General features: G+C 64.8%; 21 protein-coding genes, 3 tRNA genes and 1 pseudogene. 15 read left to right on the top strand and 10 right to left on the bottom strand.

Going from position 1 to position 20,532, the window contains the following annotated elements; genetic code table 11:
* The coding region (locus tag Air01nite_RS37720) for a chymotrypsin family serine protease (protein ID WP_203708198.1) at nt 1–1,433 on the top strand (1,433 nt) is incomplete at its 5' end.
* A gap of 62 nt (nt 1,434–1,495) precedes the next feature.
* On the opposite strand, the pseudogene Air01nite_RS42075 reads toward Air01nite_RS37720, so the two are convergent.
* Nucleotides 1,496–1,762: pseudogene (locus tag Air01nite_RS42075) on the bottom strand (transposase); the annotation flags it as partial.
* A 574-nt stretch (nt 1,763–2,336) separates the two neighbouring features.
* Here Air01nite_RS42075 and Air01nite_RS37710 point away from each other — a divergent pair.
* Complete coding sequence (locus Air01nite_RS37710; RefSeq protein ID WP_203708197.1) at nt 2,337–2,786, top strand: hypothetical protein; 450 nt, start codon at nt 2,337–2,339, stop codon at nt 2,784–2,786.
* 126 nt (nt 2,787–2,912) lie between these two features.
* Here Air01nite_RS37710 and Air01nite_RS37705 read toward each other — a convergent pair whose 3' ends face one another.
* Nucleotides 2,913–3,776, bottom strand: coding sequence for a hypothetical protein (locus Air01nite_RS37705; RefSeq protein ID WP_203708196.1), 864 nt, complete (start codon nt 3,774–3,776; stop codon nt 2,913–2,915).
* 245 nt (nt 3,777–4,021) lie between these two features.
* On the opposite strand from Air01nite_RS37705, the gene Air01nite_RS37700 reads away from it, so the two are divergent.
* A complete protein-coding gene (locus Air01nite_RS37700; protein WP_203708195.1) occupies nt 4,022–5,041 on the top strand; it encodes a PIN domain-containing protein in 1,020 nt (339 codons plus the stop codon).
* Between the two features lie 133 nt (nt 5,042–5,174).
* Nucleotides 5,175–6,602: an ApeA N-terminal domain 1-containing protein gene (locus Air01nite_RS37695; protein ID WP_203708194.1), complete on the top strand. Its 1,428-nt coding sequence runs from the start codon at nt 5,175–5,177 to the stop codon at nt 6,600–6,602.
* A gap of 343 nt (nt 6,603–6,945) precedes the next feature.
* Here the strand turns inward: Air01nite_RS37695 and Air01nite_RS37690 are convergent, their stop codons facing one another.
* Nucleotides 6,946–8,409 carry a PIN-like domain-containing protein gene (locus Air01nite_RS37690; protein WP_203708193.1) on the bottom strand — a complete coding sequence of 488 codons (1,464 nt, stop codon included), beginning with the start codon at nt 8,407–8,409 and terminating at the stop codon, nt 6,946–6,948.
* Nucleotides 8,410–9,209: 800 nt separating this feature from the next.
* Here Air01nite_RS37690 and Air01nite_RS37685 point away from each other — a divergent pair.
* The 4 genes from Air01nite_RS37685 to Air01nite_RS37670 all read left to right on the top strand — a co-directional run bounded on the left by Air01nite_RS37685 (nt 9,210) and on the right by Air01nite_RS37670 (nt 11,658).
* Nucleotides 9,210–9,842 (top strand): hypothetical protein, encoded by a 633-nt coding sequence (locus Air01nite_RS37685; protein WP_203708192.1) that lies wholly within the window; start codon nt 9,210–9,212, stop codon nt 9,840–9,842.
* A 139-nt stretch (nt 9,843–9,981) separates the two neighbouring features.
* Nucleotides 9,982–10,233 (top strand): hypothetical protein, encoded by a 252-nt coding sequence (locus tag Air01nite_RS37680; RefSeq protein ID WP_203708191.1) that lies wholly within the window; start codon nt 9,982–9,984, stop codon nt 10,231–10,233.
* 76 nt (nt 10,234–10,309) lie between these two features.
* A complete protein-coding gene (locus Air01nite_RS37675) occupies nt 10,310–10,492 on the top strand; it encodes a helix-turn-helix domain-containing protein (RefSeq protein ID WP_203708199.1) in 183 nt (60 codons plus the stop codon).
* Nucleotides 10,489–11,658 (top strand): site-specific integrase, encoded by a 1,170-nt coding sequence (locus Air01nite_RS37670; protein ID WP_203708190.1) that lies wholly within the window; start codon nt 10,489–10,491, stop codon nt 11,656–11,658. The genes Air01nite_RS37675 and Air01nite_RS37670 overlap by 4 nt, the downstream gene beginning before the upstream one ends.
* 65 nt (nt 11,659–11,723) lie before the next feature.
* Here Air01nite_RS37670 and Air01nite_RS37665 read toward each other — a convergent pair.
* From Air01nite_RS37665 to Air01nite_RS37655, 3 genes are all read right to left on the bottom strand, one after another.
* Nucleotides 11,724–11,798 (bottom strand) — tRNA-Val (locus tag Air01nite_RS37665).
* A gap of 18 nt (nt 11,799–11,816) precedes the next feature.
* Nucleotides 11,817–11,887, bottom strand: a tRNA-Cys gene (locus Air01nite_RS37660).
* Between the two features lie 21 nt (nt 11,888–11,908).
* Nucleotides 11,909–11,981 (bottom strand) — tRNA-Gly (locus Air01nite_RS37655).
* A 150-nt stretch (nt 11,982–12,131) separates the two neighbouring features.
* Here Air01nite_RS37655 and Air01nite_RS37650 point away from each other — a divergent pair.
* Nucleotides 12,132–12,854 (top strand): class I SAM-dependent methyltransferase, encoded by a 723-nt coding sequence (locus Air01nite_RS37650; RefSeq protein ID WP_203708189.1) that lies wholly within the window; start codon nt 12,132–12,134, stop codon nt 12,852–12,854.
* Here Air01nite_RS37650 and Air01nite_RS37645 read toward each other — a convergent pair.
* Complete coding sequence (locus tag Air01nite_RS37645) at nt 12,851–12,973, bottom strand: 50S ribosomal protein L36 (protein WP_116069511.1); 123 nt, start codon at nt 12,971–12,973, stop codon at nt 12,851–12,853. The two genes, Air01nite_RS37650 and Air01nite_RS37645, sit on opposite strands and share 4 nt — an antisense overlap.
* 103 nt (nt 12,974–13,076) lie before the next feature.
* Here Air01nite_RS37645 and Air01nite_RS37640 point away from each other — a divergent pair, with 103 nt between their 5' ends.
* Both Air01nite_RS37640 and Air01nite_RS37635 read left to right on the top strand, forming a co-directional pair.
* A complete protein-coding gene (locus Air01nite_RS37640) occupies nt 13,077–14,435 on the top strand; it encodes an FUSC family protein (protein WP_203708188.1) in 1,359 nt (452 codons plus the stop codon).
* A gap of 241 nt (nt 14,436–14,676) precedes the next feature.
* Nucleotides 14,677–15,708: a hypothetical protein gene (locus Air01nite_RS37635; protein ID WP_203708187.1), complete on the top strand. Its 1,032-nt coding sequence runs from the start codon at nt 14,677–14,679 to the stop codon at nt 15,706–15,708.
* Nucleotides 15,709–16,085: 377 nt separating this feature from the next.
* Here the strand turns inward: Air01nite_RS37635 and Air01nite_RS37630 are convergent, their stop codons facing one another.
* Nucleotides 16,086–16,592 carry a MarR family transcriptional regulator gene (locus tag Air01nite_RS37630; protein ID WP_203708186.1) on the bottom strand — a complete coding sequence of 169 codons (507 nt, stop codon included), beginning with the start codon at nt 16,590–16,592 and terminating at the stop codon, nt 16,086–16,088.
* Nucleotides 16,593–16,653: 61 nt separating this feature from the next.
* Here Air01nite_RS37630 and Air01nite_RS37625 point away from each other — a divergent pair, with 61 nt between their 5' ends.
* The gene (locus Air01nite_RS37625; RefSeq protein WP_203708185.1) at nt 16,654–17,145 is read left to right on the top strand and encodes an SgcJ/EcaC family oxidoreductase; all 492 of its coding nucleotides are present in this window, start codon (nt 16,654–16,656) and stop codon (nt 17,143–17,145) included.
* 99 nt (nt 17,146–17,244) lie between these two features.
* On the opposite strand, the gene Air01nite_RS37620 is transcribed toward Air01nite_RS37625, so the two are convergent.
* Nucleotides 17,245–17,682 (bottom strand): VOC family protein, encoded by a 438-nt coding sequence (locus Air01nite_RS37620; RefSeq protein WP_203708184.1) that lies wholly within the window; start codon nt 17,680–17,682, stop codon nt 17,245–17,247.
* Nucleotides 17,683–17,859: 177 nt separating this feature from the next.
* Between Air01nite_RS37620 and Air01nite_RS37615 the strand changes: the two genes are divergently transcribed.
* The 3 genes from Air01nite_RS37615 to Air01nite_RS37605 all read left to right on the top strand — a co-directional run bounded on the left by Air01nite_RS37615 (nt 17,860) and on the right by Air01nite_RS37605 (nt 19,648).
* Nucleotides 17,860–18,711, top strand: coding sequence for a tyrosine-type recombinase/integrase (locus tag Air01nite_RS37615; RefSeq protein ID WP_203708183.1), 852 nt, complete (start codon nt 17,860–17,862; stop codon nt 18,709–18,711).
* Between the two features lie 55 nt (nt 18,712–18,766).
* Nucleotides 18,767–19,096 carry a DUF6966 domain-containing protein gene (locus Air01nite_RS37610; protein WP_203708182.1) on the top strand — a complete coding sequence of 110 codons (330 nt, stop codon included), beginning with the start codon at nt 18,767–18,769 and terminating at the stop codon, nt 19,094–19,096.
* Between the two features lie 168 nt (nt 19,097–19,264).
* Nucleotides 19,265–19,648, top strand: a complete 384-nt coding sequence (locus tag Air01nite_RS37605) for a VOC family protein (RefSeq protein ID WP_203708181.1) — start codon at nt 19,265–19,267, stop codon at nt 19,646–19,648.
* A 644-nt stretch (nt 19,649–20,292) separates the two neighbouring features.
* On the opposite strand, the gene Air01nite_RS37600 is transcribed toward Air01nite_RS37605, so the two are convergent.
* Nucleotides 20,293–20,532: FG-GAP repeat domain-containing protein (locus tag Air01nite_RS37600; protein ID WP_203708180.1), on the bottom strand; the 240-nt coding region annotated here is incomplete at its 5' end.

Genomic DNA, 20,532 nt, shown 5'->3' with positions numbered 1-20,532 from the left:
GCGCAGCCCCAGCGGCATCGTCTACCAGAAAACGTGGAACGGCACGTGGAGCGGCTGGACCTCCATCGGCGGCGTCCTCGGCTGAGCGCTCGCGAATCCACTTAGGACCCCTCAACATGGCAGGAGGAATGGTGAAACGAGCACGGAGTTCTCTTCTCGGAGCTTGCCTGACGGTCGGATTGTTGCTGGCACTGCCAGGTCAGGCGATCGCGTTGGCAGTCACGCCGGAGCCGGCGCCGGCCGCCGCGGCGGACCGATGGCCGGACGCGCTGGTACGCGACTACCTCAAGGCCTATCCCCACCTCACCGCCGCTCAGGTGCGCGAGCGGCTGGACCGGCTGGCCGGCCGCAAGTCGCTGGCCGCCAAGTGGCAGGAGCAGTTGTCCGGAACCTACGCCGGCACCTGGTACGACTTCGGCGCCGATGTGTGGCACATCCAGGTCACCAAGGATGACGCGAGTCCCGCGGTCGCCGAGCAGGCAGCCGCGATCGGGCAGCGGGCCGCCGTCGACGTCGTCCGCCATGCCCTCACCGAACTCGACGCGACGCGGCAGGCCCTGCAGGCACGGCTCGGGTCACGCACCGGCAGCCCGACCGGCCTGGTGCATGTCGATGTCCAGGCGAATCGGGTGGTCGCCGAAGTCGACGCGACCGCCGCCCGCTCGCTGGCGGCCGCTGACCTCCCGGACCATGTCGAGCTCCGGGCGGCGAAGGCTCCCACGGAGACCGTCGTTCCGGCCGTCTGCCACGACCGCTACAACTGTGGCCAGCCGCTGCGGGGTGGAATCAATGTCGGCCCATGGAACACCGCCACCGGTCGGGCGAACAACTACTGTTCGCTCGGGTTCACGGTTCGCGCGTCCGACTCAACGCGGTGGGCATTGACCGCCGGCCATTGCGCTTCGCTCAACCAGCTCTGGGGCCACGGCGAACAGCAGATCGGACAGGTCCGCGACGTTCGCAACAACAACACCGACGCGGTTGACGTGGCGCGGATCCGCATCGCGAACGCGTACTGGCTGCAGGCCGGTGGCGGCTACATGTACAGCACCTCCTCGAGCACCGTCGATGTCGACGCCGCCATCACCAACCGGAGCCAGATCGAGATCAACGACCCGGTCTGCTTCAACTCCCGGTCCTACCCGGCCAACCCGCCGGGCGGGGACAACTGCGGAGTCGTCATTCTGATTTCCAGCCTCTACCGCACGATGCCCGCCGTGTCGGGCGTCGACATGTGCGGTGGGGACAGTGGCGGCTCGGCGTACCTGAAGGTGGGCGATGCGCGCTGGGCGTACGGCCTCGTCTCCGCCACCACCGCCCGCGGCACCGACGACTGCATGCGTCAAGGCAGTGTCTACTTCAGCCCGCTCCCCGACATCTACCGCTACTTCGACCAGTCCGCCGCGGCGACGATCCGCGTAGAGACCCGGTAACGCGACCGCTGCCGCGATGCTGGCCGAGCCATCGGTCGAGCATCGCGGCAGCCGCCGGCTTCGGCGGGGCTAAGTAGTGCCGCGAGACGTTCACGGACCGCGGCAGCAGCCCACGGACTGTTCGTGACGAAGTGATTCAACGCCTGCTCATGCGGCCCAGCCAGCCGGGCCGCCATCGGCTGGATCGACTTACGACGCCCGTCGAGCATCAGGCCACGCAGGTAGTGACCAGCCCGCTCCTGCCAGCCCGAACGCGTCAACGACGCGAACACCTCCGCGACGAACGCGTCCAAATCCTCGCCGAGACGCTGCGCGGCAACGGAATCCATCGTACTTACGGACGGGCCACCGAACGCCCGCAAGGCCATGTTCGAAGCCCTCATCCACGAGATCACCGTCACCGCCGACGACACGGGTTAAACCGATCTTCAAGCTGCCCCTCGCAGGGAACGACGAAGGGCTGGCCCTGGAAGGACCAGCCCTTACCGACAGCGACACAAACCAGATGGTTCGCACACTGCCAACCATGGTGGGCGATACTGGGTTTGAACCAGTGACCTCTTCCGTGTCAAGGATGGCCTGAGGCGTGATCCGCTGCGGCTTCGTAGCCTTGACCTGCGGGGGAGTCCACCGACGTGCCCAGTCGTCCTTCCGCGTCCGGCCCGGTTGTCACTCAGTTAGACCCGCAGGCGACGGACAGCAAACTAACTCCGCCGGTCCCCTGATCGGGGAAGCCCAGCGGCTCAGCTTGAACCGGCAGGACCCATCGCGTAGCGGCGCAAGGCGCCCTTGAGGTTGGTCGGCGCGGCTCGACGATCGTGAGGAGGAGGGGAGGTCGCGTCTTGGCCGCTAACCGACGTGAAGCTGCTTGGAGTTGTCGTACGCCTGCCCTACGCTCTCGCCGTGAAGGCTCAGGACTGGAGCGCGTTAGCTGCGTGGGTTGCCCTGGCGATCGGTGTGGGCAACCTCTGGTTCAGCGTCATCCGCGTCCTATGGAAGGAGAGACGGGCGAGCCCATCGGCGCAGCTTGACCTCTTCAACTACCAGAATCGAAATGGATGGCACGAAGAAGTTCGGGTGGTCCTGACCAACTATGGGCCGGCCCGGATGCGCCATGTCGAGGTTGAACTCTTCGATGAGGACGGACGATCGCTGCAAACAGCCGACTCATCGGTGTCTGCCCTATGGCCGAAGATGCCCGTTGACGTCCTGCACGGCGGCCAATCCATGTACTTGACCCTCAACCGCTCGATGGCGACCCGAGCTGCAAGGACCGCGCGGATTCGATGGCGGGACGGCCGTCCCAGGGAGCAAACTCGAACGATCGGTCTCTCGTACAACCGCCTTCTCTGAGCGGCCAGCTCCGCATGCGGGTCTGGCGCGTGTCGGGCCGGCGGCCCATCGGGCGGCGCCGACCCGGCTTCGCGTATTGATAAGAGATGGGCGAACTCGGCAAGGGTCGGTCGACGCTGCGTTCCCTCAAGCCTTCGCCGATCCTGCACACCCATGAACGTTTGGTTCGCTCGCTTCGGTTTCGACAGCCTGTCCTGGTCGGCTACCGTGCCAGTCGACGATGAATCCGGCGGTCTCGTAAAGTGGGTAACGGCAAATGTGCAGAGCACCGGGCTTCTCTGCGACGGGACTATAGAAGAAACTCCGAGTCTCCTGGCCCTGCAGTTCGACTACTATGGTGGCTAGATCGAGGTCGTAACACGTACTAATGTGCACGTGTTTAGGGTCGGGGTAGTTGTTGCGAAGCTTCTCGTTATACTTTGGTTGAAAGTAACGAATGAGGCCAGCCTCGCCAATGGCGATCGCTTCCTGCTGAGCGAAACCGGCGGAGTGGATACGTCGAAGAGCCCTATTTCGGTGTTCTTCATCTTCCTCGTCGGTCGTCTGGGTTGGGATCTGCGGGTTGAACTCCATCATAAGATTTATATCGCTTACCTTGCACAGGTGCAGCCATATCTCTTTGTCCGGGGACTTCTCGGCGTAAATCTTCTGCAAAGTCGAATGGCTGCGCAGCCGGTCAAAGGCTGTGCGCTCCCCCTTCTTGCCGAACGCCTGTCCCACGTATAAAACCTCATGAGGGATACGGCGTGCCGGGATCATGCCGAATTGCGGAGCGGCGAGCGCGACAACTCCACCGCAGGCAACGCCGTCGCCGTCGAGAATCGAGAACTCCTCGTGCGGCCAGTCGGACTCGTAGGTGAAAGGACCCCTTCCAAGGCTCCTCGTTGACATTGAGAAAGGAACCTCGTCGAACTCGTCCTGCCTGGCGATTCGCAAAATTCCGGTGAACCATCCATCTATCAGATGGATGCTAGAGGGATCGATGCTCACCCTTGGACGGTGCGTAACGATGTATAAGTTGCACGGATCAGGGACCTGGCGACAGTTTGTAGCTCGCGTTGGCGGCCCAAGTATTGCGCCAGAACTGTGACATTTATGCCCAACTCGGTAAAGAACTTGCGACTTGCCACAGATCCTCCCGCCCAGTCAATCACGCAAACTGCATCGTACCTGCGCCGGCCAAGGCGCTCCGTGCTGGCATTGTCGTGGGCGCGGCACAGGTAGGATGGTCCACCATGGATGGAGCGCAGGGCTCAGGTGTCCGAACGGTGCGCGGCCAAACAACGGCGTTCGTCGTTCTCGATTGCAATGAATGGATCCGGCTGAAGTGGCTTGCGACACCCATCGGCCGAGCGTTCCTTTCTGAACTCAAGCGCGATGGATCATTGCGGCTAGCAATACCTGAAGTTCTCGATCAGGAACTGAATAAGCACCGAGCCGAAGTAGCAGCCGAGTTACTTGGGAGACTTGAAAACATCGCCGCCGAGATAAACCTTCTAGCGGACAACCCTCTGGCAGTTGGGCCCTTTGCGCTTACAGAGGTTGCACTTGAAGTCGCTATACGTCACCAACTGCATGAGGTGGCAGGGCAAGTTGACTACCCAGCAATGACGATCGACCAGGTTCGCAGGGCCCTTTTGCGCGTCAATAGCGAGACCCCGCCGAACGGGCACAAGAATCAGCAGATGAAGGACTCACTGCTGTGGGAGGCCTGCGTGGCCTTAGCTGACGAGCTGCCAGTATTCTTGGTCACGGCAGACAAAGCATTCTATTCGGAAAGAACCCCGGCAAGAGGACTAGCTGCAAATCTTGCGAACGAAGCTGCGGTTGTGGCCCAGAGATTAAAGGTGTTCCCGTCCCTGGAAAGCGCTATGCACGCCTTTTCCCCGGCCGCGTCAGTCGATCGCAAGCAGGTGTCGACAGAAAAGGTATCGGATCTAATCGCCGATCGAGCGTTAACTGCATTCGGCCGAAGTCCGATCTTCAACGACCTCATGCCGACCGTAAGCCTTCGAGGGGTTGTGCCTGACTACTTCCGCTCGGACATTCCCCATAGGTTCGCAGTTTCGTTCTCGGCCTTCTACTTCATCAACAAGGGCGTGAACGACGTGCCTCATGGTCAGGCCGCAGTGTCGGGGGAATGCGTACTGGACACACGCGCAGCAAGCATCGATCTCGTCAGCCTTGCGAACATAAATTGGAAGCTTACAAGGCCCGAAGGTGGCGAGTTGAATTCACATGAGGTCCTGCTCTAGCCGCGGATGCAAGACATCCTTCACGCATGCGACGACTCTTGTGGGGTCGCAAACCCGTTGCCGACCACGCACTTGACATGTACAGTCCGCGCCAACTCAAATTGGAAGGCCGATGGTTTTGGGGGGCTGATCCATGGAACCACTCGATCAGATGGGAATGTTCTGGCTTGCAGGATTTCCGGACGATGCTCTTTCAGGCCGGCTGATCTTTAATCCAGGTGGCTCCGAAGGAGGCATTCGCCTTTCGCTTGTCGGGACGTTCAATGCACTTCCGGTGCACGAAGTCGCCCGAGATTTGAGAATTGTTGGCTGGGTAGGCACGAAGCAAGTGACCCTTGATGACGCGTTTACTGCAGGCTCAACATTCGGATCCGGGGTGGCGACAAGCAACTTTCACGCAAATAGGCTCCTTGTCGGTCACCAGTTCGCGGCCGGCGAGGCACTCGCTTTCCAGTCCGCAACCTTTCGCGTAAGTGGTCTTAGATCGTGGGTGAATGATCGAAGCACTTCGGAAGAGTGGGCCAACGATCGCAAGCAAGGCGAACCGATCTACACCATTACGTTCACTCCGCCAGAAGTCGAGACAGCGCACTTTTCTCGCGGCACCGTTGAGATGATTCTTCAGTGGCAGCGCACGACGGACGACCAACAGTCATTGGTATGGAGAACTGAGCCGGCGATCACCATCACGTATGATGATTTGCAGCCCTTCGAAGTGATTCGCAAAGACGTTGGCAGAGTCCAAAGCTTGATATCGCTTTGTCTCGACAAGTCCACGATGCTTGACGGGCTTATCTTTACGCGGCCCGATGTGCGCGCTATCTCGCTGGCCGGAACTGACATGGGCGTTGATCAACCTATCGAGCTTCGGGTACCACTCATCCGGTATGATGAGCCTTCGCGAAGACGCGAGCAACACGAGTTTCGTATGCTCCTCCCCTATTCTGGATTTGGTGGGGTGAATGCCGTCGCGAGATGGCTCGATGGCTCGCGGCCGTTCCAGAGGGCGCTCGACTCGTTGATGAGCGTGCGTTTCGCCAGACAGATATATGCCGAGAACCGATATTTGAATGTTACCTTTGCCTCCGAAGCGTTTCATCGGATATGTTCTGATTCTCAGTACATGCCGGAAGAGGAGTTCCTAGAGGTCATAAATGGGTGCATGTCCGGCGTCCCCGATAAGCACCGAGAATGGATGCACGACAAGATTGCATATTCAAACGAGCCGCCTCTTAGAAAGCGGATGCGGCAGCTAGCCTCTACTACTAAGCCGTGCACTCGACTGCTGATCGGCGATGTGGATGCATGGGCATTCGTTGTCGCGGGAGTGCGCAACGAACTCACCCACTTGGGTCGGAAGTCACGCCAGTTCTCGGGATCCGACCTACGTCGGCTTGCGAACTCTGTTTTTCTGGTCACTGGTATCGCAATGCTATTGGAGACTGGAGTGCCAGCGGCGACTCTGGCCGCACGCGCCGAGTGCGATGCGTTGACCCACGGTGCCCAAGAGCTTCAAGACACTGTAAGAGTTGTCCGCCGCGCGTTGCTGTCGGCGCCGTGAGGTCTTCGGCAGACCCAGCCTTGTGATGATCAGCGCGTTTGCTACCGACGAGGGATCGTCGACTACGGCTGCTGCGCCAGCGGAGCCCCAGTAGTCGCGGCTTGGAGCAGCGATTCGCATAGCCGATGGTCGGTACCCGGCAACTGGCGCCTGCTGCCACGTCTGAACTGGAGTGCCCTACGAAGACCGCCGGCGTCGGCGAGGCTGCGAAACCTTCGAGCGCTCGCACGAGTAGGTGATCGTGTGGTACCTAACGCGCTCTTTGCGCCCCGCCGCCGCACCGACTTAAGCGTCGAGCGAGACGAGCCGGGCTCTACCCCTTGTCGGCTGGGATGCGACGGTCTCACCGGCGAAATGAGATAGTCACCTCTAAACCGAGGTGTTCGTGGATCAGATCAGCAAGCTCGCGCCCATCAATTAGCCTGATCAGTTTTCCTGCAGCGAACCTCTTGGCGTTGTTAGTGAACCAACTGGTTGTTATGACCACAGCAGATTGCGCGTTTACGTGCAACATTACGCCATAGATGCGTTGCACCGTGTCAGCGCCTACAACGCTTCGGTAGCGCTTTACCTCTACGACATTATAGATTGTACCTCTTACGGGATCCACGGTGCTTGTAAGGATGTCGAACCCAACATCTCCGTCGGGCTCCGAAACGACTGCGGTGTGCCCCATCGCTTCAAGGAGCTGCTTCACCAGGTGCTCAAGTTGCGCCGGCGTGAGGTTCGCGAGGTTCGGAGTCTCGTCATTCTCGTCTTCCCTCGCCTCATGCTCTTCGAGCGGGGAAAATAGATCGTCCATCGCTTGCTGAGCCTGCGCTGAAATCTCGAACTCGCGTACTTCATTAACGGTGTCCGGGGATACTCTCCCCGGGAACTGCTCGGCAGCCGCTTCTAGGAAGTCGGAGAGCGTCATCTGCAGCATAGGCGTCTGGCTATGTTCAAAGAGTTCCTGCCGCAGCTCTGGCCGGCCACGCTCGGCTCTTCCGTTCTTGTCCAACACCCACCAGTCTTCCTTTACATCGTTTGTAACCAGGACGATCATCCGTCCGCGAGCCTGTACCGCCGTATAGTCCATGATTTGGCACCAAAGAACGTAGTCACCCGCAGCTCTATAGGCGGTCGGCTTCCGTGCCGCGTCCTTGTAGCCGGGCGGGATTAGATTCGGGAACCGATATGATGTCGCCTCTTCGACCAAACGCCGGTGCTTAGCATGGGTGTATGGCGCGCCGATGCGGCCCGTCGTAATACTATCGAGGCGCTTGAGGACCGGGTCGCCCGTTAGTAGATCTTTGGGACCTAGGTCATGCTCTGCCTCAAGCACGGATAGCTCGACCAGGGCATTGTCCATTACGCCGTCAAGCCGAGCGACAATGGAGCCCTCATCCAAGCCGTTCGCGTTTGGGTCCCACGTTCGATCAGTCATATTTGCTTGGCGTAGGTCGTTGAGGCGGAGCACGGCCCTGCGAACCTCGGCGGCCGCCTTTCGCGTCGCGTCTTTTAGGACTTGCCGGACTTCGCGGAACTGGGACAGCCTTCCCAGTACCGCGTCTTCCCGATTCCGATGAAACTCGACGGCCGCCTGATGCGGTATCCAAAGCCGTTCTTGAACCTCGGCAAGGGTTGCTAGTATCTGTTCACGTGCCGTGGGCGTAACGCGGTAGAGATGGAGCAGCGCGTTCGCATCCAGAACGATGAGCCCTTCACGAACGAACGGCCCCGGCTCGGGGTCTTTTGCCCACCAAGCCCTGAAGCCATCGGCCAGGCCCATCTGGTGAGCTGGCTCAGCCTGCTGCTCTGGTTGCATGAGTCAATATAGCTGTACGGCTTGTCGCCATGCTCTCCGCATAAGTCCCAGGAAGAGCTGCTGACCACTTTGGAGTGAATTGTCTGCGGCTCGGTTCGGGCGCGCTCCCGTCATGCGCATGCGCGAACCGAAATCAGCTGCGCCTGGGTCGGTCCGGTGACTGTTCTGGTCGCATGCATGGTGGCCGACGGGGGTCATCGCTAGCAGGCGTTAACTACCTTGGTCGCGCCCTGATGCCTTGGCCACGCCGTGAGCGTAGGCGAGCCTCGCGTTCGGGGCGTGCATACCTCGTCCCAGCCACGATAGACAATATCAAGTTGCAGAAATGTAAAGATTTGGTGGCGGCGGGACCGCGTTCGCCATAGTCGATGTGCTTATCAGCTAAAGCCATCCCGTCCGCCGTCGACCCACACTCCGTGGAGCGGGCCAGCACCCGGGCGCCAAGGTGGAGCGCTAGATTGGACGAACGACCCGTGGTGCCCTCGTCCTGGTCTGCTCGGCTCTGCCTGGTCGGCGGTGGACGGGATGGCATCCCTCCACCCCAGAAGCTCGAGCGCCTGCTCCTTCCTCGCTTGCCCCGCTTGGCTTGTCGTCGCGGTCGTCAGAGGGGTCCGGTTATCGACCCCGCGAAGAATCCCCGGTTCCTCCTCCTGATCGGGTGGCCCGGGGCATGTCTATATCTGTTCGCGCCTGCCGCCGGGCTGAAACTGCCGTGGGGTGCCGCCGTGCGATTGCGCTAAGGCGGTGGGCCTTCAGCCCCGGCCCTGCTGGGGGCACGAGCGGCCCGCACCGCGGGAATCATGGCCGTCTTCGCCACCCAACGTCCTGACGCCAAGTCGCTGCCGACCGGGATTTCCGGGAACGCCGTGCTCCGCTTCTGCCTCAAAGTCATGGGCCAGATGGAGAACGACATGGTGCTCGGCACCAGCGCCTACCGCAACGGCATCCGCGCAACCATGTTCAGCCGACGCGACCTCGGAATCGGTTACCTCGCAGGCGAATCCGACGACCCGCAGATCACTCGGACCTACTATGTGGACGGACCTGCGGCCGAAACCGTTGTCGCACGTGCCAGAGCGCTGCGACAGAAAGCGGGAACGCTTACTGGTCACGCCATCGGCGACGTCCGCACCCTCAAGGCCATCGCGGCATCCGTGTCGTTGCTCGACGACATCGCCGCCGTCGTGCCGACCGGGGACGCGAAGGTGTGGTGCGAAACCGTAGCGGCCCGCCTGGCCGAGCTACGCCCCGACGTCTACGGCGGATGGGACGGCGAACGGGTCACCGTCGCGCTCAAACCGTTCGGTGTGCGGGTCACCCAGGTCTGGGGCACCGACGCGGCCACCGGCAAGGGCGCCAACCGGCGAGGTTTCGAACGCGCTCACCTCATCGCCGCGATCACCGAACGCAACCGTCGGCAAGACGCGGCATAGCCGCCGCGCGGTGCTAGGTCTAGCGCCCCGACCGCGCAAGACCTAGCACCGCCGCTAGCACCTCGAACCGGCCTCCTGCTGGCCGCTAGCGCGCTAGCGGCCAGTGCCCCCACCCTCCTCAAACCCGCCGGAGAAGGTCATGGACCACTCGACATTGCTAGGAAGCATCGGCTGCGCTGCCCTGCCACTGCTCACCGTCTGCTACCTCACCCTCTGCTGGATCGCCCCGTTCCGACGCTGCCGCACATGCGGCGGGACCGGCCTCATCCGCCGCCGCTACGGCCGCACCTTCCGAACCTGCCGACGCTGCGACGCCACCGGGCTACGGCTGCGCTACGGCACACACCTCATCAACGAAGCACGCCGCATCCACCGCGACGGCAACCGCTGAGAGGAGGCGACCCGTGGAAGAACAAGCGACACAACCGCTGCGTCTGATACCGGGCGACGGAGACCAGCCGAAGGCGATGTACCGCATCCCCGAAGCCATGCGGCTACTCAGCCTCAGCCGCTCCGTCATCTATGAGCAGATCCGGGCCGGTCGCCTCCGGTCCGTGACCCAAGGACGAACGCGACTCGTCCCGGCAAGCGCCATCGCCGAATACGTCGCCCTCCTCGAATCCGAAGCCAGCGAAGGGAAAGCGGCATGACCGAACGACGCGGCCGGGGCGACGGCGGACTGCACTGGGACAAGAAGCGGCAACGCTGGATCGCCTCCGTCACCATCGGCTACACCCCCGCGGGCAAGCGGATCGTCCGGCGGGGAAGCGGGAAGACCAAGACCGAGGCGAAGGCCAAGCTCAAGAAGGTCATCCGCGACCACGAAGACGGACTGGCCATCGCAGCGACCGGATACACCGTTGCCAACGCGGTCAACGACTGGCTCGCCTACGGACTCAGCAATCGATCCCAAGCCACCATCGACAAGTACCAGACGCTGGCCGCGACCCACGTGGTTCCGAAGCTCGGCGCGAGGAAGCTCCGCGAGCTGAGCGCCCCGGACGTCGAGAAGTGGCTAGCCGCCAACGCGAAGACGCTCAGCAGCAGCACCGTCGGCATCCTCCACTCCATGCTCAACCGCGCCGTCCGCCGTGCGATGGCGCGCGACAAGGTGAAGCGCAACGTCGTCGAACTCTGCACCATCCCGAAGGGCCAGGAAGGACGTCCCTCGAAGTCGCTCACCCTGGTCGAGGCACACGCGCTGCTCGACGCGGCGGAAGGAACCGCACTTGAGGCATACATCGTGCTCTCGATGCTGATCGGTGCGCGCACGGAAGAACTCCGGCCACTCCGCTGGGATCACGTCGACCTGGTCGGCAGACCGGAGCAGGTCCCGCCCGTGCCGCCGTCGGTGATGGTCTGGCGCTCGGTCCGGGAGGGAGGCGACACGAAGACCCGCAAGTCGCGCCGCACCCTGGCGCTCCCCAAGCGTTGCGTCGTCGCCCTGACCCGGCAACGCGACCGCCAAATCAAAGATCGGAAGGCCGCCGGTAAGAAGTGGCACGAAAGCGACCTCGTATTCACAAGCGCCGTCGGGACCCAGCTCGACGCGGCGAACGTCCGGCGCGCGTTCCGCCGCGTGATCAAGGCGGCGGGCCTCAACCCGAAGGACTGGACGCCACGGGAACTCCGGCACAGCTTCGTGTCGCTCATGTCGGAGGCTGGCGTCACCGTCGAGGAGATCGCGCCGCTCGTGGGCCACGCCGGGACACGGGTGACGGAGGCGGTCTACCGGCACGAGCTGCGCCCGGTGCTGCTCCACGGCGCCGCGACCATGGACAAGATCTTCGCGCACGCCACAGCCGAGGAACCGTAGTCACTCAGTTAGTTACTCAGGACGCGAAAGAGGCCATGTCCATCGATGGGACATGGCCTCTGAGCTGGTGGGCGATACTGGGTTTGAACCAGTGACCTCTTCCGTGTCAAGGAAGCGCGCTCCCACTGCGCCAATCGCCCGTGGCTATGTTTCTAGCGAGGTGGAGACGGGATTTGAACCCGTGTAGACGGCTTTGCAGGCCGTTGCCTCGCCTCTCGGCCACTCCACCGAGGTAGCCCTCGACGTGCCGAGCGGACGACGGGACTCGAACCCGCGACCCTCACCTTGGCAAGGTGATGCGCTACCAACTGCGCTACGTCCGCATGTCGCCTTGTTGTTCCTGGCGACGGATGTGAACTTTAGCCGAGCCTCCCAGCAACTGCCAACTCGGGGTACCCCCGGCGCGTCGGAACGACCAACCGGACAAACCCGGCACATCGAAAATGAGGCGACGGCGTACGGACAATCAGAGGGTGACTGCCCATCGCTTCTACGGCGACCTCGCGCCCTGGTGGTCGTTGATCTCGCCGGCCGAGGACTACGTCGAGGAGGCCGCCTTCGCGGCGTCACTGCTTCAACCAGCACGCACGGTGCTCGAGCTCGGGTCAGGTGGCGGGCACAACGCCGTACACCTGAAGAAGCTCTTTGATCTCACGCTGGTCGACCTCGCGCCCGGGATGCTGGCCGAGTCCCGCAAGATCAACCCCGAGCTGAGCCACCACCAGGGGGACATGCGGACCATCCGGCTCAAAAAACAGTTCGACGCCGTGTTCGTCCACGACGCGATCGACTACATGACCACCGAGGCCGACCTGCGAAGGGCGATCGAGACCGCCTACGTACACACGAAAAGCGACGGCCATGCCGTGTTCGTGCCCGACGCGACCACCGAGATCTTCGCGCCCGAGGCCGACCATGGCGGAGTCGACGGGGACGACGGGCGTGGGGTCAGGTTCCTGAGCTGGACCTACGACCCGGACCCGGGAGACACCACCACGGTGACCGACTACGCGTTCCTGCTGAAAGACGAAAACGGCCAGGTGACCGCGGTCCACGAGACCCATGTGACCGGGCTCTATCCGCGTGACACCTGGCAGAGACTGTTGCGGGAAACGGGCTTCGTGCCGGAGGCGGTCACCGAGGTCACCTCGGAGGACCGCACTCCGCGCACGTTCTTCGTCGGCCGGAAGTACTAACCCTGTCGCCCGCTCCAGCGCGGGTTCTTCCGGTTCAGCACCATGATCCGGTTGCGGCGGCGGACGACCTTCGCGCCGGGCTTGCGGCGCAGGGAACGCAAAGAGGTACGGACCTTCATGGTTTGCGCAACGTCGCGCGTAGCCTCCGCATTCCCCGTCTGGCCAGGCAAGACTCGCCAAACGGGTAAACTCGGTCAGTTGTGACGGCTGGTCGGGAGGGGCATGTCGAGGGGCTCGCGGCACGGACGGTCGGGCGCGGTCGCGCGACCCACCGCCAGGGCGCGCCGGATCGCCAACGAGAGCGTCCGCATCACCGGCGATCTGCTCGCCCCCGCTGTTCCTGCCGACGTCGCGCCCACCGCGTCCCGCAAGCGCCGGTTCTGGGCCCGGCTGCGTGGCCAGGAACCCGTGCCCGGCCTCCGGACGATCAAGGTCGTGCTCGCGGTCGTCCTGGCCTTCGTGTTCTCCGAGGGGTTGCCCGGCACCGAACCTCCGATCGTGGCCGCCCTGACCGCCCTCCTGGTCGTGCAGATCACGCCGATCAAGAGCATCCGGTCGGGTTGGGAACGGGTCGGCAGCGTGGTCGCCGGCGTCCTGGTCGCGGTCCTGCTCTCCAGCATTTTCGGCCTGCACTGGTGGAGCCTCGGCATCACGATCGCGGTGTCGATGATCGTCGCGTACGCGCTGCGCCTCGGCGACCACGCCCTGGAAGTGCCGATCTCCGCGATGCTCGTGCTCGCCGTCGCGGGGAGCACGGACGTCGGCATGGAACGGGTGTACGAGACCCTCGTCGGCGCCGCCGTCGCTGTGGTGGTGAGCGTGGCGCTGCCGCGCGTCTACGTGCAGCCGGCCGGCAACGCGATCGGCACCGTCGCCGCGGACATAGGCAAGCAACTCCGCGACATGGCGGGCTGGGTGCAGGGCGACTGGACCCCGGAACGGTTCGCCGAGAGCCTGCGCCGTGCCCGGAACATGGACGGGCAGATCAGCGCCGCCCGCGACGCCCTGGCGCAGGCGGAGGACAGCGTGCGGCTCAACCCGCGCGCCGTGCGCACCGCGCACATCCCGGTCACCATGCGCCCCGGCCTCACCGCGCTCGAGTTCTGCTCGATCTCCCTGCGCGGGGTGGCCCGTGCCCTGCTCGACCGCCGGTCCGGCGAGGCCGGCCAGCACCCGCCCGGCGAGTGGGTGACGTTGAGCCTGTCCCGCCTGCTCGACGCGCTCGCGGACGCCGTCTTCGCGTTCGGCATCGTGATCGCCTCCGACGTGACGGCGGCCCCGCCGAGCCCGGAACCGCTCCGGCACGCCCTGCGCCGGGCCCGCTTCCTCCGCGACGAGGCGACCTTCCAGCTCCAGGAGGACGCCAAGACCGAGCCGGCGATCTGGCGGATCAACGGCGCACTCGTCGGCCACCTGGACCGCATGATCAACGACCTGGACCCGGACACCGAGTCGGTCTCGCCCGCGATCACCCGGCCGCGCCCGGAACCCGCCCGCCCGCTGCGCCGCTTCACGCCGTCGGTCATCCGCCGGCAACTCGACGACAGCGCCCGCTCGCTCAGGCGCCGGATCAAGCGCTGAGAAATTTGGCGCCAGATCAACCGCCAAAGGCCGATTTACGCACGTCCGCGGTGGGCACGACCGCTCGCTCCCGCGCGCAAACTCGCTCCGCTTCGAGCCGGGCCCGCGGCACACAACCAAGACGTTGGCGTTCATCTATGTTTCTGTGACCGGACGGACACCTGCGCACCGCAGGCTGACCCCGCTGGCCCGGCTACCGCCGGCCAGCGGTGGTCCATCCACTCCGGACGCGGGAGCGTAGATGCGTATCAACAGGTTCCTGGGCGTCGCCGTGCTGGCGGCCGCCCTGCTGGTGGCGCCGGCACCGACCCCGGCCAGCGCCGCGGTCGGCCGGGCCGAGCTGGCCCTGCGCTGGGCACCCATCCACTACCAGGACGTCGACGCTACCGGCACACACGCGCTCGGCGGCCGGTCCGACTACATCACCGCGGTCGACTTCGACGGCGACCTCAACGGCCGCAACAACTGGGACAACGCGGGCACCGGCTCGATGGCCGCACACGCCTACTACTCGGTCGTCGAGACCAGCACGCACTGGTACATCACCTACCTCTTCTTCCACCCCCGCGACTGGGTCGACCACCCGTTCTTCGAGACGGAGCACGAGAACGACGGCGAGGGTGTGCTGCTGGCGATCCAGCGCGACGGCTCGGACTACGGCGTCCTCCGCGGCGCGGTGACGGTCGCGCACAGTGACTTCTACTCGTACACGCCCGCGGGCAGCACCTGGACCAACGGCCGCGAGACGATCGACGGCACCCTGCAGCTCCAGTCGTCGCCGCACGACGTGTTCACCCACCCGGTCACGGCGCAGGAGTCGAAGGGCCACGGCCTGAAGGCCTACCCGCAGTACAACATCGACGGTGACGGCCTGGTCTACTACCCGTCCACGGTGGCCGAGACGCCGAGCAGCGGCAACGACCGCGACGTCCGCTACAAGCTGGTCGACATCTTCGCCGCCGGCGGCCTGTGGGCGCAGCGCGCCAACGCGAGCCTGTTCGCCAGCCTGGGCACGTTCGCGGGCGACACCACCGGCGGCTGCGGCTCAGGCACGTGGGGCTGCTCGACCAACTCCGCCAACGCGCCGTGGGGCTGGGACGACGGCAACGACCTGCCTGGCCGGGGCGAACTGGCGAGCGACCCGGCGAAGCTGGTCACCGAGTACTTCACCATTCCCGGCGGCGTCTCCCGCTCCTACACCTACAACCCGTACTCCGGCGCCGCCGCGGCCCTGAAGGAAGCGGCCCGCACGGCACCGCCCACGGTGGACTGACAATCCAACGGCACGGTGGCCGGCGGCACCTCCCGCCGGCCACCATGCTCAACTCGTCGGAGCGGGAACGGGACGCCGCGTTTGCCTGTGGAGGGGCATTCGTTCATCACGACCTCGGACGCAGGCTGTCCACTGGGCGCCGAGGTGTCCTTGCTTCTTTGACACGGACGAGGTCACTGGTTCAAACGCGTACCCAGACGCGGCCTGTGAAGGCGGTAAACACGCTGATCAGGCCGCGTTTTGGGTTGGTTCGTACAGGCCCGGTCGAGCCTGTGGAGCGCCGACGCGGGAACGGGTTGTCGCGCACCGGGCTGGCTCCATGCGTGTCGCCGCACATCCGCTCATGCCGATGTGCGGGCCGCTGCTGACGGCAGCCGTCATCGAGTGGCGGGCGGGGTTGCCGTCGCCGGTTGCTGGGCGGTGGGGTGCGTGGTGCCGAGGCGTGCCGCCTGGTCGTCCTGCACCGCACGGGCGACCTGCAGGAAGCTGAGGATCATCGCGAGCTGGTCTGCCGTGTACCTGCGTAGAGCCCGGGCACCGGCCACGCCGACCGGGTGGTAGATGTCCTGCTCGACAACGCGCGCCCGGTCGGTGGGCGTGATCAGGACCCGCCGCCGATTCTGGAGGTCACGGGTCCGGCTGACCATGTCGGCCTGCTCCAGCCGGTCGATGACGGTGGTTGTCGCCGCTGGGCTGAGCCGGAGCGCGTTGGTGAGTTCGCCGGCCGAGAGTGGACCGCTGCTGGCCAGGACAAGGTCCAGCGCGCGCAAGTCGGTGCGGTTGAGCCCGAGCCGACCGGCTACCGCCTCGTCGAAGGCGTCGAAGCTCTGCTGCAGCAGCCGCAACTGCATGGCCACGTCCCGGATCGCATCATCCTTCGACATTCGAAACCTTCTACTATCGTAGTGTCCGACCATCGAAACGATATCATGAGTAGGGCTCACGATGACCACCGACGACCGCCAGATCCGAAACCTGTTCGCCCGGCTCATGCAGGCCTGGACCGACAACGACGCCACCGCCTACGGAGCCTGCTTCACCGACGACTGCGACTACGTCTCCTACGACGGCACCCGCGCGATCGGCCGCGCGGACATGCAACACGCCCACGACCAGCTCTTCCGCGGCGTACTCGCCGGCTCCGCCCTCGTCGGCGAGGTCGAGTCGATCAGGCACCCCGCTCCGGACGTCGCAATCATCCACGGCACCGCATCGGTCCTGATGCCCTGGCGGTCGAAACTGCCCAAACGACGCCTCTCCCGCCAGACTCTGGTAGCCGTTCGCACCGACCGCGGCTGGCTATTTAGCGCACTGCACAACGGGCGGGTACGCCCGGTTCGCATTCCCGCACCGGAATCGATGCCCTCCCGCATGGCACAGATCATGGGCCGCGTCGCCCGCCGCGCCGGCGTACGCCGAGCCGACGTCAGCATCTAACCGCTCGTTCAGCGCGAAACCGCGCTCGCTGCCGCGCTCATCTGCCGCTGGCCGGACGCGATACCGTGCGAATCGGTGGTTTCACGTCACGGTCCGGGCTCAGCCCCAGGTGAGCAGGGCACCACGCTCGTCGAAGGTGGCCTCGGGTCCCCAGGTGATCTCCCACCGGTTGCCCTCTGGATCGGCGATGAACGCGGAGCGCCCGCCCCATGGCCGGTCGGTCGCGCCGGCCACCGGCGTCGCGCCGGCAGAGACGGCGGCAGAGTAGGCCCGGTCGACCTCGTCGCGGGTGTCGACGGTGCAGGCGAGGGTGACGCCGGCCCATCCGGTGGGTGTCGCGCTGCCGGGTGCGGCCTCGGCGGTGAGGTCGCCCATTGGGAACAGCGCGAGCAGCACGCCGCCGAGGAGGAACCCGGTCCAGGTGTCGTCGCCGGCTGGCAGTTCCGGCCAGCCGAGCGCCCGGTAGAACCGGCGAAGGTTGACCATGTCGCGCGCGCCCAGCGTGACAATGGACAGTCGAGCGGGAAGTACGGTCATGACGAGGATCTTCCCAAACACGGCGGCCGTGCGGGACCGCGTAGCGCGATCAACGGGACCTTCCGAATCTGCCGCTCCCGGCAGGCCGGCGTTCATCACCGCTGGTGACGCACCGTGATCTCTTCTGTCTCCGCGCCCCGTGCCGTATCAGCCGATCAACGCGTTCTGCGCGCAGCGGTGTCGGCCTTCCTGGGCCGTTATCGTGGCCAGACTCGCGTCCACGCCGAGTCCGACCTACGCGTCTTTCTCCGCTGCTGCACCAACCACGACCTTGACCCGCTGGCCGCGGCACGGGTGGACATCGAGCGCTACTTGCGCTGGCTCCAAGACGTGCGCCGGCACCAGCCCTCGACCGTGTCCCGCCGGCTGTCCGTCGTGGTCGGCCCCTACCGGGTCTGCGTCATCGACGCCATCCTGGAACATTCGCCGGCCGATTACGTCCGCCGACCCGCTGTGCCGGCCGAGTCGCCGACCCTCGGACTGGGCCACCTGCAGTTCGAAGCCCTGATCACCACCGCCCGCACGTCTTCGAACCCGAACGACTTCGCCCTGGTCGCCCTCCTGGGCCTGCTCGGGTTGCGGATCTTCGAAGCCTGCGGATCGAGCATCGCGGACCTCGGCGAGGAGCACGGCCACCGTGTCCTACGGGTGCGAGGCAAGGGCGGCAAGGTCGTCCTCGTCCCGCTGCCACCCGCGGTCGCCCGAGCCATCGATGAGGCTGTCGATGAACGCACCAGCGGCCCGATCCTGCGCAACACCCGTCGTCGGCGGATGGACCGGCACGCCGCCACCCGCCGCCTCAAACACCTCGCCAACACGGCGGGAATCCGGATGCCGAGGATGCACCCCCACATGCTGCGCCACACCTTCGTCACGACCATGCTGGACGCCGGAGTCAGCCTCCGCGACGTGCAGATCGCCGCCCGCCACGCCGACCCACGCACCACCATGCGCTACGACCGCGCCCGCAAGAACCTCGAGCGGCACCCCAACTACATCCTCGCCGCATACATGGCCTCCGGGACATAACAGCGCTGCCTCGCGGTTTTGCCGATGAGCGTGCACGGTGGCTTACCCTTCGTGAATGCCTGAGAGCGACGCACGATTGGCCGGTCTCATTGCGAACCTGGATGAGGCCGCTGCGCTCCTTCGGGAGCACGGCGAGCGGCACTGGCTCGCGTGGCTCTTGCGATGCCGCGCTGAACTCGTCGCTCACGAAACGGCCGCCTTCGACCGCATCCTCGCCGCGTTCGGCGGTATGGGCAGTTTCAACGATCTCCTGATCCTGGCCGTCAATGGCCACGCAGTTCGGCCCGACCAGGAGAACGTGGTCAACGAGCGGCTGGGGGACCTGCGCCACCTCATCTGGACCGACGCGGCTGATTTCCGCCGCGATTTGTCGGCGTCACCATGACGGACATCCGCACATGTCGCGAGGGCGCGCACCAGCAAAGTAACCACCTTGCGGGTGCATGCACCCAGACGTGCCGGGATCAGCGCGTCGACGCCGAGGCCCGTACTCCGCCTGTCATGCCGGCGAGAACGCGTGTGTGCACGACTTCAGGCGCGTATCGTGCGGCTCGTGACCGCCATCTCGCTGATGCTCGCGGTGCCGGACGCTCCGGCGGCATCTGCCTGGTATCAACGCGCTCTGGGCGCGACCGAATTGTGGAACCTCGGCTCGGTAGTCGGGCTGGAAGTCGGAGGGGCACCGTTCTTTCTGGCCCAGCCGGAAGGCAACGGCTGGCAGAGCCCTGTTGAGGTCGGCACCACGACGGTGCGGGTCGAGGTGTTCGTGGACGATCCGGACTCGTTCGTCAGCGGTGCCGCGGCTGCGGGGGCGGATTACCACGATCCGGTACGAGACCATGAGGCGCCGTGGGGGACGCATCGGCAGGGAGGCTTCTTTGATCCGTACGGGCATCTTTGGCTCGTAGGCGATAAGTCGCCGCTGCGTCGTCGTTGAGACATCGGCCCACGGGCACGACGAGATCCCGTGGTTGGTCATCGACCCGACGACCGCATCCGGATCTGCCGCGATCCGCGCGCTGTGCGGCGTCATAAAATGCTGACTCGGCGGGCACACACACATGCCGCGAGGCGTGCGCGTCTGCCACGGTGCGAACGGATTGCGCGTCAAGTCCGGGCAAAGCTGGACTGAGCGTGTGTCTTTGAGGAGTCGCTCGACGGGTCAGTCAGATCGCGCGAGGTGATGCGGCATTACTTCACGACCCGCGAGTTGGCTCCCCTTGTTCGTTGGACAGTCGTCTGACACCCCCCGTCCATGTCGACCGCGGATCTGACAGCGGTGAGGTAATGGCAGGAGGGTGAGCGCCGCCGCGCGATGGTCTGGGCATCGTCGAGCCACCAGCGCTCGCTCGGTCGACAATCTCCTCACCGGCGATATCGGGCGACGCCGTCGCGCGGCAAGTGCTGGCGCCGGTCCCGGGGGATGGACGGTCCGTTCGGGGACGGACAAGGACGATCAGACATCCGGACCTGCCGCAGAGAACGTGCGGGAGACTTACAGGCTCATGAAACGTGGTCGTGTCGGCCTGGCCGGGGTGGCCGGGCCTTTTGGGGGGCCCGGCCACGTTTTGCTGGTGGGGGTTAGCTGATTCGGTCCATGCCGCCCCAGCCGATGCCTACGCGTTTGGGGGAGGTGAGGATTTGGTTGGGGGTTAGGGAGCCGGTGCCGGGGTACATCCAGAGGGTGGCGTCGGTGGTTGAGCGGACCACCACATCGGATTTGCCGTCTTGGTTGAAGTCGCCGGCGGTGAGGGCGTTCATGCCGCCCCAGCCGATGCCGACCTGGATGCCGGGGTTGACGACCCGGTCGGTGGTCAGCGT

The organism is Asanoa iriomotensis (assembly GCF_016862515.1).
In the GTDB taxonomy this organism is placed as follows: Bacteria; Actinomycetota; Actinomycetes; order Mycobacteriales; family Micromonosporaceae; genus Asanoa; species Asanoa iriomotensis.
The sequence above is the reverse complement of the archived record's forward strand: the minus strand, read 5'-3'. Positions and strand labels throughout refer to the sequence as shown.

Coding starts and splice junctions, on each gene's coding strand:
- Air01nite_RS37700 (WP_203708195.1), top strand. CDS start 4,022: ATGGATGGAGCGCAGGGCTCAGGTGTCCGAACGGTGCGCGGCCAAACA.
- Air01nite_RS37695 (WP_203708194.1), top strand. CDS start 5,175: ATGGAACCACTCGATCAGATGGGAATGTTCTGGCTTGCAGGATTTCCG.
- Air01nite_RS37690 (WP_203708193.1), bottom strand. CDS start 8,409: ATGCAACCAGAGCAGCAGGCTGAGCCAGCTCACCAGATGGGCCTGGCC.
- Air01nite_RS37685 (WP_203708192.1), top strand. CDS start 9,210: ATGGCCGTCTTCGCCACCCAACGTCCTGACGCCAAGTCGCTGCCGACC.
- Air01nite_RS37680 (WP_203708191.1), top strand. CDS start 9,982: ATGGACCACTCGACATTGCTAGGAAGCATCGGCTGCGCTGCCCTGCCA.
- Air01nite_RS37675 (WP_203708199.1), top strand. CDS start 10,310: ATGTACCGCATCCCCGAAGCCATGCGGCTACTCAGCCTCAGCCGCTCC.
- Air01nite_RS37670 (WP_203708190.1), top strand. CDS start 10,489: ATGACCGAACGACGCGGCCGGGGCGACGGCGGACTGCACTGGGACAAG.
- Air01nite_RS37645 (WP_116069511.1), bottom strand. CDS start 12,973: ATGAAGGTCCGTACCTCTTTGCGTTCCCTGCGCCGCAAGCCCGGCGCG.
- Air01nite_RS37640 (WP_203708188.1), top strand. CDS start 13,077: ATGTCGAGGGGCTCGCGGCACGGACGGTCGGGCGCGGTCGCGCGACCC.
- Air01nite_RS37635 (WP_203708187.1), top strand. CDS start 14,677: ATGCGTATCAACAGGTTCCTGGGCGTCGCCGTGCTGGCGGCCGCCCTG.
- Air01nite_RS37630 (WP_203708186.1), bottom strand. CDS start 16,592: ATGTCGAAGGATGATGCGATCCGGGACGTGGCCATGCAGTTGCGGCTG.
- Air01nite_RS37625 (WP_203708185.1), top strand. CDS start 16,654: ATGACCACCGACGACCGCCAGATCCGAAACCTGTTCGCCCGGCTCATG.
- Air01nite_RS37620 (WP_203708184.1), bottom strand. CDS start 17,682: ATGACCGTACTTCCCGCTCGACTGTCCATTGTCACGCTGGGCGCGCGC.
- Air01nite_RS37610 (WP_203708182.1), top strand. CDS start 18,767: ATGCCTGAGAGCGACGCACGATTGGCCGGTCTCATTGCGAACCTGGAT.